The following is a 15,980-nucleotide window of genomic DNA, read 5'->3' as shown; positions in this document are numbered from 1 at the left end:
TTATTATATAACTTATTTTATTCAAGTTCAAACTGCCCTGTATACAATCTGTAATATCTTCCTTTTTGCTCCAACAGTTCCTCATGGCTTCCACGCTCAATAATTTCACCTTTTTCAAGCACCATAATTGCCTTGGAATTCCTTACTGTAGAAAGCCTGTGTGCTATTACAAAGACTGTCCTGCCCTCCATAATGGCATCCATGCCTTTTTCGATAAGTCTCTCTGTTCTCGTATCAATTGAACTTGTTGCCTCATCAAGAATAAGTACAGGCGGCTTTGACACAGCGGCTCTTGCAATCGCAAGGAGCTGTCTCTGTCCCTGTGAAAGATTGCTTCCATCTGAATAAAGCATTGTATCGTATCCATCAGGCAGTCTTTTTATAAATGAATCTGCATTGGCAATTATTGCTGCCTGTCTTACTTCTTCATCTGTCGCAAAAAGATTTCCATATCTTATATTATCAGCAATTGTGCCTGTAAAAAGATGTGTATCCTGTATTACCATTGAAAGTGAATGACGTAAATCATCTTTTTTTATCCGCCTTATATCTATTCCGTCATAATAAATTGTTCCTGATGATATTTCATAAAATCTATTAATAAGATTGACAATCGTAGTCTTTCCTGCACCTGTCGAGCCGACAAAAGCAATCTTCTGACCCGGCTTTGCATAAAGCGATATTTTATTAAGTATCGTTTTTTCGGGTGTATATCCAAATACAACATTATCAAAACGTACATCACCCTTTAATTCGATATATTTATATGTGTCATTTTCAGGCACTTTCCATGCAAATATTCCTGTTTTTTCTTCACATTCACTAAGTGAATTATCCTCATTACGTCTGACATTACACAATGTGATATTTCCCTCATCAATCTCAGGTTCTTCATCCATCATGTCAAATATACGCTCAGCACCTGACAATGCCGACAACAGAAAATTTATCTGCTGTGTAAACTGGTTAAGCGGCATGGCAGACTGTCTTACATATACAAGATATGCAGAAAGACTTCCAAGATCCATAATTCCTTTTATTGTAAATATTCCTCCGACGCACGCTGATACTGCATAATTAAGATATGAAAGACTGACTATAACAGGTATCATAAAACCTGCATATGTCAATGCACTTGTTGATTCTTTCCTGAAATTTTCATTTAATCTGCAAAATTCCTCAAAATCTTTTTCTTCATGGTTAAATACTTTTTCCACTTTCTGTCCGGCAGTCATTTCCTGAACAAAACCATTTATTTTACCAAGTTCTTCCTGCTGTCTGTTAAAATATTTTTTACTGTGCTTTCCGTTGTATTTTATAAAGATAAACATAATGATTAGAAATATGACTACTATCATTGAAAGTCTTATACTTAAAACCATCATCATGGTAATTGTTCCAAAAAGCATCATGAAACTCTGGATAATCATTGCAAAACTATTATTCATAGCCTCCTGTACTGTATCTACATCATTGGTGAAACGGCTCATAAGTTCACCATGTGTATGTGCGTCAAAATATTTCAAAGGAAGCTTTTGTGTATGATTAAATAAATCCTTTCTGATTTCCTGAATTACTTTCTGAGATGTCTTTACCATAAGCCTGTTATAAAAAAGCGTCGCCATTGCACCACAAAGATACATGATACCCATTCCTGCCACAGCTTTAAAAAGCCCATGCATATCTCCCGGAGTAATGAATTTATTGACAACTGGTTTTATAAGATATGTACCCATTATATTAGCACCTGCACTTATAAACACAAGGACCGCTACGGATAGAAATGCCCATTTGTGCATTCCAAGATATGCAAAAAGATGTTTTAACGTTTTCTTTGTATCTTTTGGTCTTTTATATCCTACATATTTTGCCATTATAAATCAGCTCCTTCCTTCTGGGATTCATATATTTCCTGATAAATCGTATTTTCTGCAAGCAGGCTTTCATGTGTTCCGATTCCGTTTACCCTGCCTTTATCAAGAATAATAATCTGGTCTGCATGACGTACTGATGAAATTCGCTGTGCAATTATAATCTTTGTCATGTCAGGAAGTTCCTTAGCAAGTCCTTCCCTGATTTTTGCTTCTGTCGCAGTATCAACCGCACTCGTTGAATCATCAAGAATAAGCACCTTAGGTTTTTTTAATATTGCTCTTGCAATACAAAGTCTCTGTTTCTGTCCACCTGAAACATTAACACCACCCTGTTCAATCTTTGTCATGTATCCATCAGGCAGTCTGTCAATGAATTCATCTACACACGCAATGTGGCACGCTTTGTCAATTTCTTCCATAGAAGCATTATCATCACCCCATTTTAAATTTGAAAGCACTGTTCCTGAAAACAGAGTATTTTTCTGAAGAACAACTGAAACTGCATCACGCAAATGCTTCATAGGATATTTTCTGACATCAACACCATCTATTTTTACAGTTCCTTGTGTTACATCATAAAGTCTGGGGATAAGCTGTACAAGCGTTGTCTTCGCAGAACCTGTCTGACCTATAATTCCGACTGTCTGCCCCGGCTCTATTTTAAAAGAAACATCAGAAAGTACATACTCTTTTGCTTCTTTTTTATATTTAAACCATACATTTTCAAATTCGATTCCACCCTTTTCAACGCTTATATCCTCGGCAGACTCATCAGTCATATCAATTTTTTCATCTATTACCTCAACGATTCTTGCACCAGACGCAAGGGAACGTGTCATCATAAGAAATACATTGGACATCATCATAAGTGAATTGAGTATAAGCAGTACATAACTTAAAAAACCTGTAAGTTCACCGATTTTTAACTGTCCCCTGTTTACAAGATGGCCTCCGAATAAGAGAAGTGCCAGAATTGTACCATACATTACAAATTGAAATGATGGCATATTAAGTACTGAAATTCCAAATGCTTTTTCGGATTCATTTTTAAGATTAAGATTCGCCTCTTCAAATTTAGCTGTCTCATAATCTCCACGGACGTATGATTTAACTACTCTTACTGCTGTAAGATTTTCCTGAATCGTTCTGTTAAGCAAATCTATCGCCGACTGCATCTTTGAATATAGCGGACGGACATTCAATATTATTGCAACAAGCAGAATTGCAAGAACCGGCAGTGCGACAAAAAATACAAGTGCCAGCTTTGAATTAATGCTGAATGCAATTCCTGTGGCAAATATAAGCATAACAGGGCTTCGTCCAAATGGTCTCATACCTGTTGACACTGAATTCTGAATATTTGTAACATCACTTGTAAGCCTTGTAACAAGTGATGATACCCTGAAATGGTCTATATTTGTAAATGAATATGACTGTAATTTCTCATATTCAGCCTTTCTTAAATTAGCACCAAGTCCCTGACCCGCAAGTGCAGAAAATCTTGAGCTCCCTATTCCAAAAAATAAAGCCGCAGCAGCACAGCAGACCATCTGTATACCTTTCTTATAGATATACATCTCGTCTGCATTAGCCACTCCGGTGTCTATTAAATCTGCCATTATAAGCGGAACCATAAGTTCAAGTACCACTTCAACAGCAATACAAAATAATGCCAGATAAGCATATTTTTTATATTGTTTCATGTAAGAAAAAATTCTTCTTAACATTAGTTGCACCTCCAATTGTTGTATATGCAACTATTGTATTGTCAATATTTTTAGATGTCAAGCTCCTTTTTTTTATATTTTTTTAAATCAGACCAGTCACCTTTCTTCCCTGTAATAATTTTCACCAAGTGATTCAGGAATATGATCTTTTCCTGTTTTTCTTATGCTTGTAATTATAATAACTATGCTTGTTACAATATATGGACACATATCATATATAAATGGATTAAGCCCCGGAATTGCAATATAAAGCCTCATTATCATAAGTGCACCGAATATTATGCTGCAAAAAATTGATTTTAACGGATTCCATGCTGAAAAAATCACAAGAGCAACAGCAAGCCAGCCATATCCGCTTATGCAGCCATGAACCCATACTCCCGAATTTGTTACCATACACATATACATTCCGGCGAGTCCACACAAAGCACCTCCAATAACAGAGGCAATATAGCGGTATTTTGTCACTGAAACACCTGCCGCATCAGCTGCATATGGGTTCTCGCCCACTGCTGTCAGCTTTAATCCAATTTTTGTCTTTTTAATTATGAAAAAAGCCGCCAAAGCTGCTGCAAGTGAGAAATATACCATTCCATTGTATGAAAACAGTAATTCACCAATAACCGGAACAGAAGATAAACCCGGAATATGTATTCCCGAAAATACAGCTTTTGTTTCATCTGTAACGCTGATATATCCGCCTGCTCCCTGACCCATAAGTTCACCAAAAAAATTGCCAATGCCTGTTCCCATAATTGTTATGATAAGTCCGACAACATTCTGGTTTACTCTCAACGATATTGTCATAAATCCAAAAAGTGCTGACGTTATCATACCGCTTAACGCTCCTGCAATAAATGATACTGCTGCCACCCCAAAACCTGACAGACCTAATTTTTCTGCAGCAACGGCACCAGCCAGCGAGGCAACGGCACCAATATACATTGTGCCTTCCACACCTAGATTAATATTTCCCGATTTTTCTGTAATTATTTCGCCAACTGTTGCAAGAACAAGCGGTGCACCGGCAAGAACTGCCGCAATAAGAAAATTAATAATCATATCTGCCTCCTTTATCATTTATCGCGGATGATTTCCTTCCTGACATAAATGAAAATGAAACTTTGTATTTTATGAAAAATTCACAGCCTAACATAAACAAAAGTATTATACCTATCATTATATTGGCAAATGATGATGGAATAAGATATACCGTCTGAAGATTTCCGGCACCACGGTTAAGAATTGCTATAAACGCCGACATTATAAGAATTCTTACCGGTTTCATATCTGCCATCCAAGCAACCATAATTGCTGTAAATCCGACTCCTCCGGCTGTTGATTCTGACAATGTTCCGTCTGCTCCTGCAACCTGAAGAAATCCTGCAAGTCCACATAACGCTGCCGACAAAAACATCGTCCGTATCATGACTTTTGATGCGTTAATGCCTGCATATCGTGCTGTCTCCATCGAATCGCCTATAACTTTAATCTCATATCCATGCTTTGTTTTCTGTATATAAAAATAATAGAGAACAAGCATGACAAGTGCAATTATCCAGCCAATATGTACTCCAAACACTCTTGGAAGCCTGCTATAAAAGTCAAGCATTCTTACCTTTGGAAAATTATTTGCAGCATCCTGCCAGCTCCTTGTATTCTGAAGCATGACTATCAGCTGTGTTGCAATATAATTAAACATAAGTGTAAGCAGTGTCTCATTTGTCTTAAATTTTGCCTTAAATACTGCGGGTATCATGCCATACAGTCCTGCCATAATAATTGAAGCTGCTGCCATAAGCGATAATAAAACCCACTGCGGAATTGACCTGCCAAAAATAAATGACACAGCTGTAGCCGCTATGCCACCTATAAGTATCTGTCCCTCTCCACCTATATTCCAGAATTTCATTCTAAATGCAAGTGACAGACCTGTCGCTGTTATAACTAGCGGAATAGTTCCCTTTACTGTTTCTCTTATAAGAAATTCTTTTCCAAATGCACCTTTTAACATTACAGCAAATACATTAAACGGATTAAAATGCATGCATAAAAGCAGAATACTTACCACAATAAAAGAAAACACAAATGCAATCACACGTATAATCAATGAATGAGCATCCGATATATATGGTCTTTTTATTATTCTTGCAAATCGTTGTTTTTCTTTTTTATTTTCCATTTTATATCACCTGCCCTTTCGTATCTGTCATTAGTGAACCCAGATAATCTTTTGTAACTGTTCTTGCATCAGTAATTCCGGCTATCCTATGGTCTGCCATAACCATGATTCTGTCTGACAATGCCATTAAAACATCCAGGTCTTCTCCTACAAATATTATTGCTGTTCCTCTTTTTCTTTCTTCATCAAGAAGGTTGTAAATCATATATGATGAATTAATATCAAGACCACGCACCGGATATGAAACTATAAGCACATCTCGCCCTGCCTCAATTTCTCTTCCAAGAAGCACCTTCTGGACATTGCCCCCGGATAACATTCTCACCGGCGTATGAATACCGGGAGTTGCAATATCAAGCTTTTTAATAAGATATTTTGCTATATCAGCAGCCTTTTTCCTATGCAAAAATGCACCGGCTTCATCTTTATATGATTTTAACACCATATTATCTACCATATCCGATGAAGCGATAAGTCCCATTCCAAGCCTGTCTTCCGGAACGAATCCAAATCCTGTTTTATTTTTTCTTCGCCATTCCGGTTTTTTATTGGTTATATCAAAATTTCCTTCTTCGGCATAATATTTTATTTTTCCTGATGTAACTTCACGTATGCCGTCTATACACTCACAAAGTTCTTTCTGTCCGCTTCCTGATATTCCCGCAATTCCAAGTATTTCTCCTGATTTTAAATCAAATGAAACATCTGAAAGACCAACCGTTTTATCATCAGAAAGACAGCTTATGTTGTGCACTGAAAGAACTGTTTTTTTCTTTTCGTAAGATGTACGTGCAATCTGCAATGTGACTGTTTTTCCTACCATTTTACAGGCAAGCTCATTTTCGTCTGTTTCACTTGTCTTTAATGTATCTATGTAACGTCCTTTACGCATAATGTATACATTATCAGAAATATCAAGAACTTCCTGCAATTTATGTGTAATGATTATTATTGATTTGCCGTCTTTTTTCATTGAGCGGATTACATTAAAAAGACTGCTGCTCTCTTGTGGTGTAAGAACTGCCGTTGGCTCATCAAGTATTAGAATCTCAGCACCTTTTATTATTGCTTTTATTATTTCTACTGTCTGTTTTTCGGAAACTGACATATCGCATATTTTTTTGTCCGGATTTACTGTAAATCCATACTTTTTTGCCACATCAGTTATTCTCTTACGGATATCTGCTTTATTTTTATATTCTTTATCCGAAAGGGCAATCTCAATATTTTCTACTGCATCCATAGAAGAAACTAACTTAAAATGCTGATGCACAACTCCAATTCCAAGCCTGTCTGCATCTTTTGGTGAACGTATTTCAACTCTTTTATTTTCATAATAAATTGAACCGCTGTCAGGATAATATATTCCGCCAATCATATTTATAAGCGTTGTCTTTCCAGAACCGTTTTCACCCAGAACCGCCATTATTTCACCTCTGTGAAGTGTAAGATTTATTTTGTCATTAACCATTACGGCTCCAAATGATTTGCATAAATTTTTTGTCTCTAATACAACTTCCATAGCCATTCTGCCTTTCTTTGCAAAGTAATAATTTTATTTTTTAATATCTATCCCCTGCAAAACCTCTCCAAATGTAGGTGATGATTTGGGTTCTATATAGACTTCTCCTGCTTTTACAAGCTCTTTTCCACTTTGATTATAAAGTGGACCACAAAATACATGTTTAGTACCGTTTTCAAAGCCTGCTGCCGCATCCGCCACTGCATTTTTTACTTTTTCTGCCGTATCAGAATCAAGCAGCGAATAATTTATATCTGCAAGATAAATCATCCCATTTTCAAGCGTTCCTGTATAGTCAGCAGGAATCTTTGACGGCGTTCCGTCAAGTATATTCTGGACCACCATTATCAGATAAGATGATGTATCCCATCTTACAGAAGTAAGAACAGCATTCGGTGCTGCACTGCTCATATCACTGTTGTATGGTATGAAAAATGCACCATTTTCCTGACATGTAACGGCACCAGCCGTTGAATCTGCATGGTGGCTTATAACATCACATCCTGAATCTATAAGCGATTTTGTTGCCTGACCTTCAAGTGCAGGGGCATACCATTTATTAAGATATGTCGCACTTACTTCAATATCCGGATTAACACTTTTTGCTCCGAGATAATATGCATCAAGTCCATTATTTACTTCTGTGTAATCCATTGCACAGACATATCCGATTTTGTTTGTTTTTGTAGTAAGACCTGCAACTACTCCTGACAGATAACGCACCTGTGCAATGTCGCCAAAATAATTGTGAACATTTGAAAGTCCGCTTGATGCAGCTTTAACGCCGCTGAAATGACAGAAAACTACATTCGGATACTCGAAAGCAACCTCTAACAGGTAATCTTCATGTCCATGCGACGTTGAAAATATAATCTGACATCCATCCTCAGCAAGCTCACGAAATGCAGTTGCAGCCTCCGCTGTATCAGGTACATTATATTTATTTATAATCTGCGATTTGTCTATCCCTAATGCTGCTGCCATTTTCCATGTTGAACTATCATGCGTATATGTGTATCCCTGGTCACTTGGGTCGGAATAATGTACAAAACCAATTTTTAAATCTTCTTTATTTACTTTTACACCCTCTGTCACCCCCGATGCCTTGCTGCCTGAACATCCGGTCAGGATAAATGCAAATATAAGCATGATAAATATTAAAATATTAATTTTTTTCATATTCTCTCCATTTCTGCCAGGGATTCTGGCTAATTTGTCCTCCTATATGACAAAAAAAGCCTGCATATATTTATGCAGACTCCTTTGTCTTAATATTTATAAACTTTTTATTTTGTCTGGTCCTTCCAGTCTTCAAGAAGTTCTGCTGAATCAACAACAAGTCCAAGATGAAGCGATATGATTCTTAAAGCTGCTTCTTCAAGATGTTCACTACCTCTTGTAAGATCTCTTGGAACTACTATTCTGAAATCTCTGTTTGCACCATCAAATGCCGTATTTAATACACAGCAGTCTGTCATACAACCTGTGAGGACAATTCTTTTTATTCCCATATTTCTTAAAAGCATTTCAAGATCAGTAGGATAAAATGCACTCAGTCTCTTTTTTGTACTTACAATCAAATCTTCGTCATGTACATCTATAGAGAATTTATTCCACTTTGTACCCTCAATTGCATGCTCTGCTATATTAGGAATTTCACCGACTGTAATAGGAAATACAAGTCTCCATGCTGATGGATTAAGTTTTTCATCAACTCCGCCTTTTCTTAATACTGAACGCACATGAATTATAGGAATGTTAAGTGCTCTTGCCTCTTCCATGAATTTGTTAAGCGGTTCTATAATCTGTCTTCCTCTTGGAGAAGGGCATGGACAATCAGGGTCTGTTGAAAGATGACCTTCGTGCATATCTATTGTTATAACTGCTGTTCCCTCCTTTTCAAGAAATATATCATGAATATTCTCAGGAACATCTTTTCTTACATTATCAAAATAAGCTTTCATAATTGTTAATCTCCTTTATTTTCTATATTTGTGCAGTAACTTTTTTATTACTTCATTATTGTTCAGACTTCTCAAAAAGTGGACGAAGAAGTGTATTATTTAAAAGATTTAATATTATAAGTAAAATAATACCGACAAGCATTGGCTGTGTTACAATACTCTGAACTGCCGATGGAAGCATTGCTGTAAAATCTGCAGGAAGGAACATACATCCAATTGCAATTATATAAGGAACTGCTGCTGTAATTACGTTCATATCATCCCACTCAACATCTTTAAGATGCTGTACTCCACTGAATGCAATCATACCGAAAAGAATTACTGTTGCACCATTTAACACAGGTGATGGTATTACAGCGATAAGCATACCAAGCTTAGGGAAGAAACCAAGTAAAATTGCTATTATACCCATAACAAGTGTTGCAAAACGGCTGCCCACGCCTGTTGCTCTTATAATACCTACATTTTCAGGATATGTTGTTGTCGGACATCCACCGACAAGTGTACCGACAATATTGCCGACTGCAAGTCCGAATATACCACCGTTTGCCCTGTGTTCATCAACCTGCTGTCCATCCCAGCCTGCGATGAGGCTGTACATTCCAAGTGCCTCTGATACTGAATGAAGATATGCAAGAAGCATAAGTATTACAACACCGACATTCACACCAAAACCATATGGCATAATCTTTGGAAGTCCTACAAGTTTTGCCTGTGCAACTGAACTGAAATCAATGTGTCCGAATATTGCATAAAAGATTGTTCCTACTATGATTGCCCATAAAAGAGCACCTCTCTTCATAAGACCTTTCTTTCCAAAAAGCATAAATCCTGCTGCAACTACAATTGTTATAACTGCTGAAAGAAGATTTACCCAAGGATAATAAGCAGTTCCTGCTGTTCCGAAACATCCCGGTATTGCAATCTCTGCAAGCTGTGTACCAATAATTAACATTAATGTACCAAATACAAGTGGTGATGTAAGTATTTTTGTAAGTTTACCAATTACACCAATATTACCAATAGGTATTGATAATACTGCAACTACTATTCCTGCAATTAACATTGAGCCATAAGCTGTTCCAAGTCCATATGCAGCACCTGTTGTAAGTATTGCTGACATAAATACTGCCGTTGGTCCGTGAACTGCCGGAAGTTTTAATATAAATATTGACTGAAGTATTGTCACAAGACCTGCTGTTATGAAACATGACTGAACCATATATCCAATATCAGCAGATGTAAGTCCGCACGCAGCACCGATAATTCCCGGAACTGCAAGTAAAAATGTTATACCCATAAGATGCTGTACTGCGAATAATAAAAGTTCGCCAACCGACATCTTCTGGTTAATGCCTACCGTCAATGGTGATTTTTCATTTTCCATTTTAATTCATCTCCTCAATTAATCTGAATCCGTTAAATCATCAAGTTCTTGCCGGCTTGAATACTTTTTATGATAAAACGAATCTCTCTGGCTATCGCTGCAGTCGCCAAATTTCCGTGCAATTACGGACTTTAGCTCGTTGCCTGCGTAAAAAAAGAGACAACGTGTCCTTTATAGGGACTCCGTTGTCTCTTGATGTCTGAATAATACTATTTTATATAGTAATTTTCAATGTGCATACTGCATATATTTTGCCTCTTTTAATGCACAATATGCACATCAACCATCATCTTCTTTATCATTTGTGTTTTTATGACTCTATTTTTTTAAAAATAAATCATATATCTTTACTGCATTATAAAGCTGATTGGTAACTTCAGCATTCTTTATAGAGCAGCCAAGCTGCTCTTCAATTTTTTCAACTCTTTTTATCATAGTATTTCTGTGTATATAAAGATTCTGTGATGCCTGCGAAACATTCTGTCCGCACTTTAAATATTCTCTCAGCGTATCTATAAGATTCTGATTGTTCTTCTTATCATAAATAAAAAGCGGATTAAGAATTTCTTTTACATAATCATCTATTTTTGATGTGTCATCAATGTAAAATAAAAGCTGATATATCCCAAGTTCTTTATAAAACATTACTCCGCTTTTGTTTATTGTCTTTCTTGCAATTCTTGACTGGTCATAACTTTTCTTTAATCCTTCTAACCCCTGTGCAATCTCACCTATACCTATACGCACATGTACATGTTTATTTTCCTTTATAAATATGTTATATATTGTACGTATAGTATTTACAATATCTTTTTCTTCTGTATTATCAGCGGAGATAATAAAAGCCTGCCGGTTATATTGATTAAGATAGTTAATCTTTCCAAAATACCGCTCAAAAAGACTTATCATTTTCCGCATAACACGGTCATTATGATATGCCTGATTCTCTGTCTGTAGATATTTTTCATCAAATTTATAATCAATAACTGCCACGGCTTTTTTTCCAAGCAATCCATATTTTTCCATAGATTGGCGATATGCCGAATCGTCATGATTTATCTCACCTGATAAAAGTCTGTCAAGAAATTCACTATGCATGCGTTCTTCAAGCCTGTCATTGGATACAAGCATAGATACACTTCCTATAACCCTTGAAAGCTTTGTCTCCCACGGTGCCGCAAAAACCGCAAAGCCTCTTTTCACAGCCTCGTCTATCGCAGCCTGTGGAATTGATGCTATATGCTCAGGATTAATAAGCATAATAATACATGCTGCTCTTCCATCCGCCGCCTGTATTACTATATCCGTAAGAAATTCATCTGTTATCTTTAAGCCTACGCCACTCATAAGAATAACATCTCCTCCGACAAGCCATTCTCTTATACTTACAGTCTGTGCAACATTTGGCCATGAAACGCCTCTGTCAAGACCATTCTCACCGCTTACAAGCTCAAAGTCTTTGAATGTATCAAGTTTTAATAAATCTCTTACATATATCATCTTCTCATTCCCATTCCACAACTCATACCTGAATCTTCATCAGGAATCTCAGATATATATCTTGCGTTAAACTCCGCATTAACTTCCGCGATTTCTTTAACTCCGTCTATATAATCCCTGAAAAATTCAAGCAGATCAATCCCGCTGCTCTCGCATCCTTCTGTCTCTTCCCACTGCTTCACAAGCTGGATTCTTTCTGATTTTGTTGTGTCTTTTATTAATGTGCTTTTCATGACTGCTCCTTTATTATTTTTAATATTGTTGATTTTTACTTTCCCCTCTGACTCTTGTTGAAACTGTTCTTGTAAGCGGAATCATCTTTATATCAACTCTTCCATCAATTTTTCTTGTAATAAGTGTTCCTCCACGCTGTATATAGCTTTTTGATATGCCATTATAGCCAAGACAGTCTATAGACATTCCATATGTCAGCCGTATCCCTTTATATGTCAACGACAGTGTATTAAGGTGGTCATGTCCACAAAACATCCATTTTATGATGCCGTTTTCCACAGCCTTTTTAAAAAAGTCACCATTTTTATATGATATACCAAAATATTCATCTTTTTCGGCTATGCTTCCGTGCTCATAGACTACACTTTTATCTCCAAGCTTCATCTTCTCGTAAGCTTCCTTAAATTCCCTCACAGGCATATGGAAAAATGCCATCGCTTTTATATCCGGATTTATTTTTTTCAGTTTGCTTAATCTGTTCATGCACCACTCAGTCTGGTCCTCATGTATACAGTCAAATCCGCTGAAAAACCAGCCGTCGCCATACATATTGGAATCAAGCATAACAAGCGGCATAAGCACATTTTCCTGTTTGTCAGTAAGATTTATAAAGAAATTGCCAACGCCAAATATATCTTTTCTTCCTTTTGAAAAGATACAATATTTTCCTTTTGTAAAAACATCTGCAAGCTGCTCACGACCACATTTTGCACCCATCTCACAGTCATGATTGCCAAACACAAGTGTATAAGGAATCTTAAACCTATCTATAAACCTTATAAATCTCTCCGCCTGCTTTTTATTGTTCATAGTACCCGCCTTTAGTAAAAACGGAAATATTGTATCTCCCGTAAAAACAATAAGGTCAGGTGAAGTTCTATTAATTATCTTTGTTACGGCATCAAGTGCCATCTTATCTTTTTTATGCGAAAATAATCCAAATCCGAGATGCAAATCTGTAAGCTGCAATATCTTATAATCCCTGTTTTCAGGAATTTCCAGCAAAAAAGTCTCTTCGTCTTTCTGTCTGAATCCATCACCGCAAAACATATCTCATTCCTCCTTAACTTAACGGAATCAAAGCACCTATTGCTGAAATAACAGTTGATACAACCATAAGCACCTGAAACGGAACTGTTCCAACGACACCGCAGATAGGGCTGCTTCCTGCTTTCTTTCTTGACTTTCCGTATGTAAGAACGAGCATGATACTTACAAGTACCACAACGCCGCTCATAATTCTCGTCAAAATAATAAAACTGTTAACGCCAAATATCGCAAATAAAATACACGGAATAGTAGCTGCAAGCCAGCTCACTCTGTTGCCTATGCCTGTCTGCTCATGCACAACATCTCTTAATGCCAGTGTATTAGACCAGAAAGTAGTCAGAAGTGCAAATAATGAAAATATTCCCGCAAGAATCATAGCCCAGCTGCCAATACTTTCTCCAAGCTGCATATATGCAAGTTCTTTGTCAAGTGTTCCTTTTGTTCCCATAAGTACAGACATGGTTACAACAAGTACAAAAACAGATGAAAGTGCAAATCCTATAAAAATAGATTTGCGAATCTTTTTTGCATCACCATCAAGCCCCTTTACGACCTGTATAACTGCCTGATTGGCTGATGTTGCAAACACAACCATGCTGTATAATGCCAGAAGATTATTCCAATGAAAATCAGCTGTGTAAAATGAATTAAGCGGATGCATAAATGTAGCCACAGTCATAACTGCAACAATTCCCATAAGAAGAATTACTGCATACTTCTGTGCTATTCCGACTGCTTTCATTCCGATAAAAACTACTATTCCTGCAATTACATAATATATAACCTGTGCAGCCGCAAACGGAATACCAAACCAGTTAACAAAAATCTGTGCACCGCCGTTAATATTGCCGCTTATGCCTATCATAATTGCAATCCCGTATACCGCAAATATAATCCAGCTGAATACCTTTTTCATCTTTCCGTGAAAAAGTTCACCCTCAAAGCTCTTTACAAGCTGGACACCTCCATTATTGTATGAAAGCTCCGCTATTATTAAATGAAGAATAACATTGATACAATATGCGATTACCACCATCCACACAACATCAAGCATGCTATTCTTTGTCGCAAGATACGGAACTGCAATTATTCCCGTTCCGATACTGTTTCCAACAATCATGCTGACTGCCTCAAATGTAGTAAATCTGGCTTCTGAATTTATCTTCATAGGCACCTCCGTCACTATATTTTTATACTCACTTTTTATAGTAACTGCATTATACATCATATCAATGTTATTTTCAATGTATAAAATATATATTATTAAATATAAAAAAACCCGAGAGACAAAGTCTCCCGGGCAATTAATTATATCAAGCTATGATTACTCAATGATTGTAGCAACAGCACCTGAACCTACTGTACGTCCACCTTCACGGATAGCGAAACGGAGACCCTGCTCCATAGCTACTCTGTGGATAAGTTCAACTGTCATTTCTACGTTATCACCAGGCATGCACATTTCTGTACCAGCTGGAAGTTCGCAAACACCAGTAACATCAGTTGTTCTGAAGTAGAACTGTGGTCTGTAGTTGTTGAAGAATGGTGTATGACGACCACCTTCGTCCTTTGTTAATACGTAAACCTGAGCTGTAAACTTCTTGTGTGGTGTAACTGAACCTGGTTTACAAAGAACCTGTCCTCTTTCGATTTCATCTCTCTGAACACCTCTAAGAAGAGCACCGATGTTATCACCAGGCATAGCCTCGTCAAGGAGCTTACGGAACATTTCGATACCTGTAACAACTACCTTACGGATTTCATCTGTAATACCAACGATTTCAACTTCCTCATTAATGTGGAGAACACCTCTCTCTACTCTACCTGTAGCAACTGTACCACGGCCTGTGATAGAGAATACGTCTTCTACTGGCATAAGGAATGGCTTATCTGTATCTCTTACTGGATCTGGAACATACTCATCAATTGTATGCATAAGTTCAAGAATCTTGTCACCCCATTCGCTGTTAGGATCTTCAAGAGCCTTAAGAGCTGAACCCTGGATGATTGGTGTATCATCTCCTGGGAAACCATACTCGTTAAGGAGTTCTCTGATTTCCATATCAACGAGTTCAAGAAGTTCTGGATCGTCAACCATATCACACTTGTTCATGAATACAACGATATATGGAACACCTACCTGACGAGCAAGAAGGATATGTTCTCTTGTCTGAGCCATAACACCATCAGTAGCAGCAACAACGAGGATACCAGCATCCATCTGAGCTGCACCAGTGATCATGTTCTTAACGTAGTCAGCATGTCCTGGACAGTCAACGTGTGCATAATGTCTCTTCTCTGTCTCATACTCAACGTGAGCTGTAGAGATTGTGATACCTCTTTCTCTTTCTTCTGGTGCCTTATCAATATTCTCGAAAGCAACAGCTTCACCTGTACCAAGTCTCTCATGAAGAGTCTTTGTAATTGCAGCTGTAAGTGTTGTCTTACCATGATCTACGTGACCAATAGTACCAATGTTACAATGTGGTTTAGTTCTTTCAAATTTAGCCTTTGCCATTGTTTAAAATCCTCCTTAAATT

13 protein-coding genes are annotated in these 15,980 nt (G+C 37.2%); all 13 read right to left on the bottom strand.

Going from position 1 to position 15,980, the window contains the following annotated elements; genetic code table 11:
• Nucleotides 1-17: 17 nt before the first annotated feature.
• The 13 genes from H8S01_RS11900 to tuf all read right to left on the bottom strand — a co-directional run bounded on the left by H8S01_RS11900 (nt 18) and on the right by tuf (nt 15,958).
• Nucleotides 18-1,874 (bottom strand): ABC transporter ATP-binding protein, encoded by a 1,857-nt coding sequence (locus H8S01_RS11900; protein ID WP_186837311.1) that lies wholly within the window; start codon nt 1,872-1,874, stop codon nt 18-20.
• A complete protein-coding gene (locus H8S01_RS11895) occupies nt 1,874-3,601 on the bottom strand; it encodes an ABC transporter ATP-binding protein (protein WP_186837310.1) in 1,728 nt (575 codons plus the stop codon). Before H8S01_RS11895 ends, H8S01_RS11900 begins: the two co-directional genes overlap by 1 nt.
• Before the next feature lie 96 nt (nt 3,602-3,697).
• On the bottom strand, nt 3,698-4,663 hold the full coding sequence (locus H8S01_RS11890; protein ID WP_186837309.1) for an ABC transporter permease: 966 nt from the start codon (nt 4,661-4,663) through the stop codon (nt 3,698-3,700).
• Entirely contained in the window at nt 4,653-5,783 is a 1,131-nt protein-coding gene (locus H8S01_RS11885; protein WP_186837308.1) for an ABC transporter permease, read from the bottom strand. The genes H8S01_RS11890 and H8S01_RS11885 overlap by 11 nt, the downstream gene beginning before the upstream one ends.
• A 1-nt stretch (nt 5,784) precedes the next feature.
• Nucleotides 5,785-7,305 (bottom strand): ABC transporter ATP-binding protein, encoded by a 1,521-nt coding sequence (locus H8S01_RS11880; protein WP_330605603.1) that lies wholly within the window; start codon nt 7,303-7,305, stop codon nt 5,785-5,787.
• Between the two features lie 33 nt (nt 7,306-7,338).
• Nucleotides 7,339-8,484: a BMP family ABC transporter substrate-binding protein gene (locus tag H8S01_RS11875; protein ID WP_186837306.1), complete on the bottom strand. Its 1,146-nt coding sequence runs from the start codon at nt 8,482-8,484 to the stop codon at nt 7,339-7,341.
• A 107-nt stretch (nt 8,485-8,591) separates the two neighbouring features.
• Complete coding sequence (locus H8S01_RS11870) at nt 8,592-9,269, bottom strand: cysteine hydrolase family protein (protein WP_021865322.1); 678 nt, start codon at nt 9,267-9,269, stop codon at nt 8,592-8,594.
• Between the two features lie 55 nt (nt 9,270-9,324).
• Nucleotides 9,325-10,656 carry a uracil-xanthine permease family protein gene (locus H8S01_RS11865; RefSeq protein WP_186837305.1) on the bottom strand — a complete coding sequence of 444 codons (1,332 nt, stop codon included), beginning with the start codon at nt 10,654-10,656 and terminating at the stop codon, nt 9,325-9,327.
• A gap of 318 nt (nt 10,657-10,974) precedes the next feature.
• A complete protein-coding gene (locus tag H8S01_RS11860; RefSeq protein ID WP_186837304.1) occupies nt 10,975-12,156 on the bottom strand; it encodes a PucR family transcriptional regulator in 1,182 nt (393 codons plus the stop codon).
• Entirely contained in the window at nt 12,153-12,389 is a 237-nt protein-coding gene (locus H8S01_RS11855) for a hypothetical protein (RefSeq protein ID WP_021866005.1), read from the bottom strand. The genes H8S01_RS11860 and H8S01_RS11855 overlap by 4 nt, the downstream gene beginning before the upstream one ends.
• Before the next feature lie 19 nt (nt 12,390-12,408).
• On the bottom strand, nt 12,409-13,440 hold the full coding sequence (locus tag H8S01_RS11850) for a metallophosphoesterase (protein WP_186837303.1): 1,032 nt from the start codon (nt 13,438-13,440) through the stop codon (nt 12,409-12,411).
• 13 nt (nt 13,441-13,453) lie between these two features.
• Nucleotides 13,454-14,608: an aromatic amino acid transport family protein gene (locus H8S01_RS11845; RefSeq protein WP_021866007.1), complete on the bottom strand. Its 1,155-nt coding sequence runs from the start codon at nt 14,606-14,608 to the stop codon at nt 13,454-13,456.
• Between the two features lie 156 nt (nt 14,609-14,764).
• A complete protein-coding gene (tuf, locus tag H8S01_RS11840) occupies nt 14,765-15,958 on the bottom strand; it encodes an elongation factor Tu (protein ID WP_186837302.1) in 1,194 nt (397 codons plus the stop codon).
• Between the last annotated feature and the right edge of the window lie 22 nt (nt 15,959-15,980).

Origin of the sequence: Lachnospira hominis (ex Liu et al. 2021) (genome assembly GCF_014287955.1) — a bacterium.
Classification (GTDB): domain Bacteria; phylum Bacillota; class Clostridia; order Lachnospirales; family Lachnospiraceae; genus Lachnospira; species Lachnospira hominis.
Note: the sequence above shows the minus strand (reverse complement) of the source record. Positions and strands in the feature narration are given on the sequence as shown.

What these genes read in the sequence shown, in the direction of transcription:
- H8S01_RS11900 (WP_186837311.1), bottom strand. Translation starts at nt 1,874, where the DNA reads ATGGCAAAATATGTAGGATATAAAAGACCAAAAGATACAAAGAAAACG.
- H8S01_RS11850 (WP_186837303.1), bottom strand. Translation starts at nt 13,440, where the DNA reads ATGTTTTGCGGTGATGGATTCAGACAGAAAGACGAAGAGACTTTTTTG.
- H8S01_RS11870 (WP_021865322.1), bottom strand. Translation starts at nt 9,269, where the DNA reads ATGAAAGCTTATTTTGATAATGTAAGAAAAGATGTTCCTGAGAATATT.
- H8S01_RS11880 (WP_330605603.1), bottom strand. Translation starts at nt 7,305, where the DNA reads ATGGAAGTTGTATTAGAGACAAAAAATTTATGCAAATCATTTGGAGCC.
- H8S01_RS11845 (WP_021866007.1), bottom strand. Translation starts at nt 14,608, where the DNA reads ATGAAGATAAATTCAGAAGCCAGATTTACTACATTTGAGGCAGTCAGC.
- H8S01_RS11885 (WP_186837308.1), bottom strand. Translation starts at nt 5,783, where the DNA reads ATGGAAAATAAAAAAGAAAAACAACGATTTGCAAGAATAATAAAAAGA.
- H8S01_RS11855 (WP_021866005.1), bottom strand. Translation starts at nt 12,389, where the DNA reads ATGAAAAGCACATTAATAAAAGACACAACAAAATCAGAAAGAATCCAG.
- H8S01_RS11895 (WP_186837310.1), bottom strand. Translation starts at nt 3,601, where the DNA reads ATGTTAAGAAGAATTTTTTCTTACATGAAACAATATAAAAAATATGCT.
- H8S01_RS11890 (WP_186837309.1), bottom strand. Translation starts at nt 4,663, where the DNA reads ATGATTATTAATTTTCTTATTGCGGCAGTTCTTGCCGGTGCACCGCTT.
- H8S01_RS11865 (WP_186837305.1), bottom strand. Translation starts at nt 10,656, where the DNA reads ATGGAAAATGAAAAATCACCATTGACGGTAGGCATTAACCAGAAGATG.
- H8S01_RS11875 (WP_186837306.1), bottom strand. Translation starts at nt 8,484, where the DNA reads ATGAAAAAAATTAATATTTTAATATTTATCATGCTTATATTTGCATTT.
- tuf (WP_186837302.1), bottom strand. Translation starts at nt 15,958, where the DNA reads ATGGCAAAGGCTAAATTTGAAAGAACTAAACCACATTGTAACATTGGT.
- H8S01_RS11860 (WP_186837304.1), bottom strand. Translation starts at nt 12,156, where the DNA reads ATGATATATGTAAGAGATTTATTAAAACTTGATACATTCAAAGACTTT.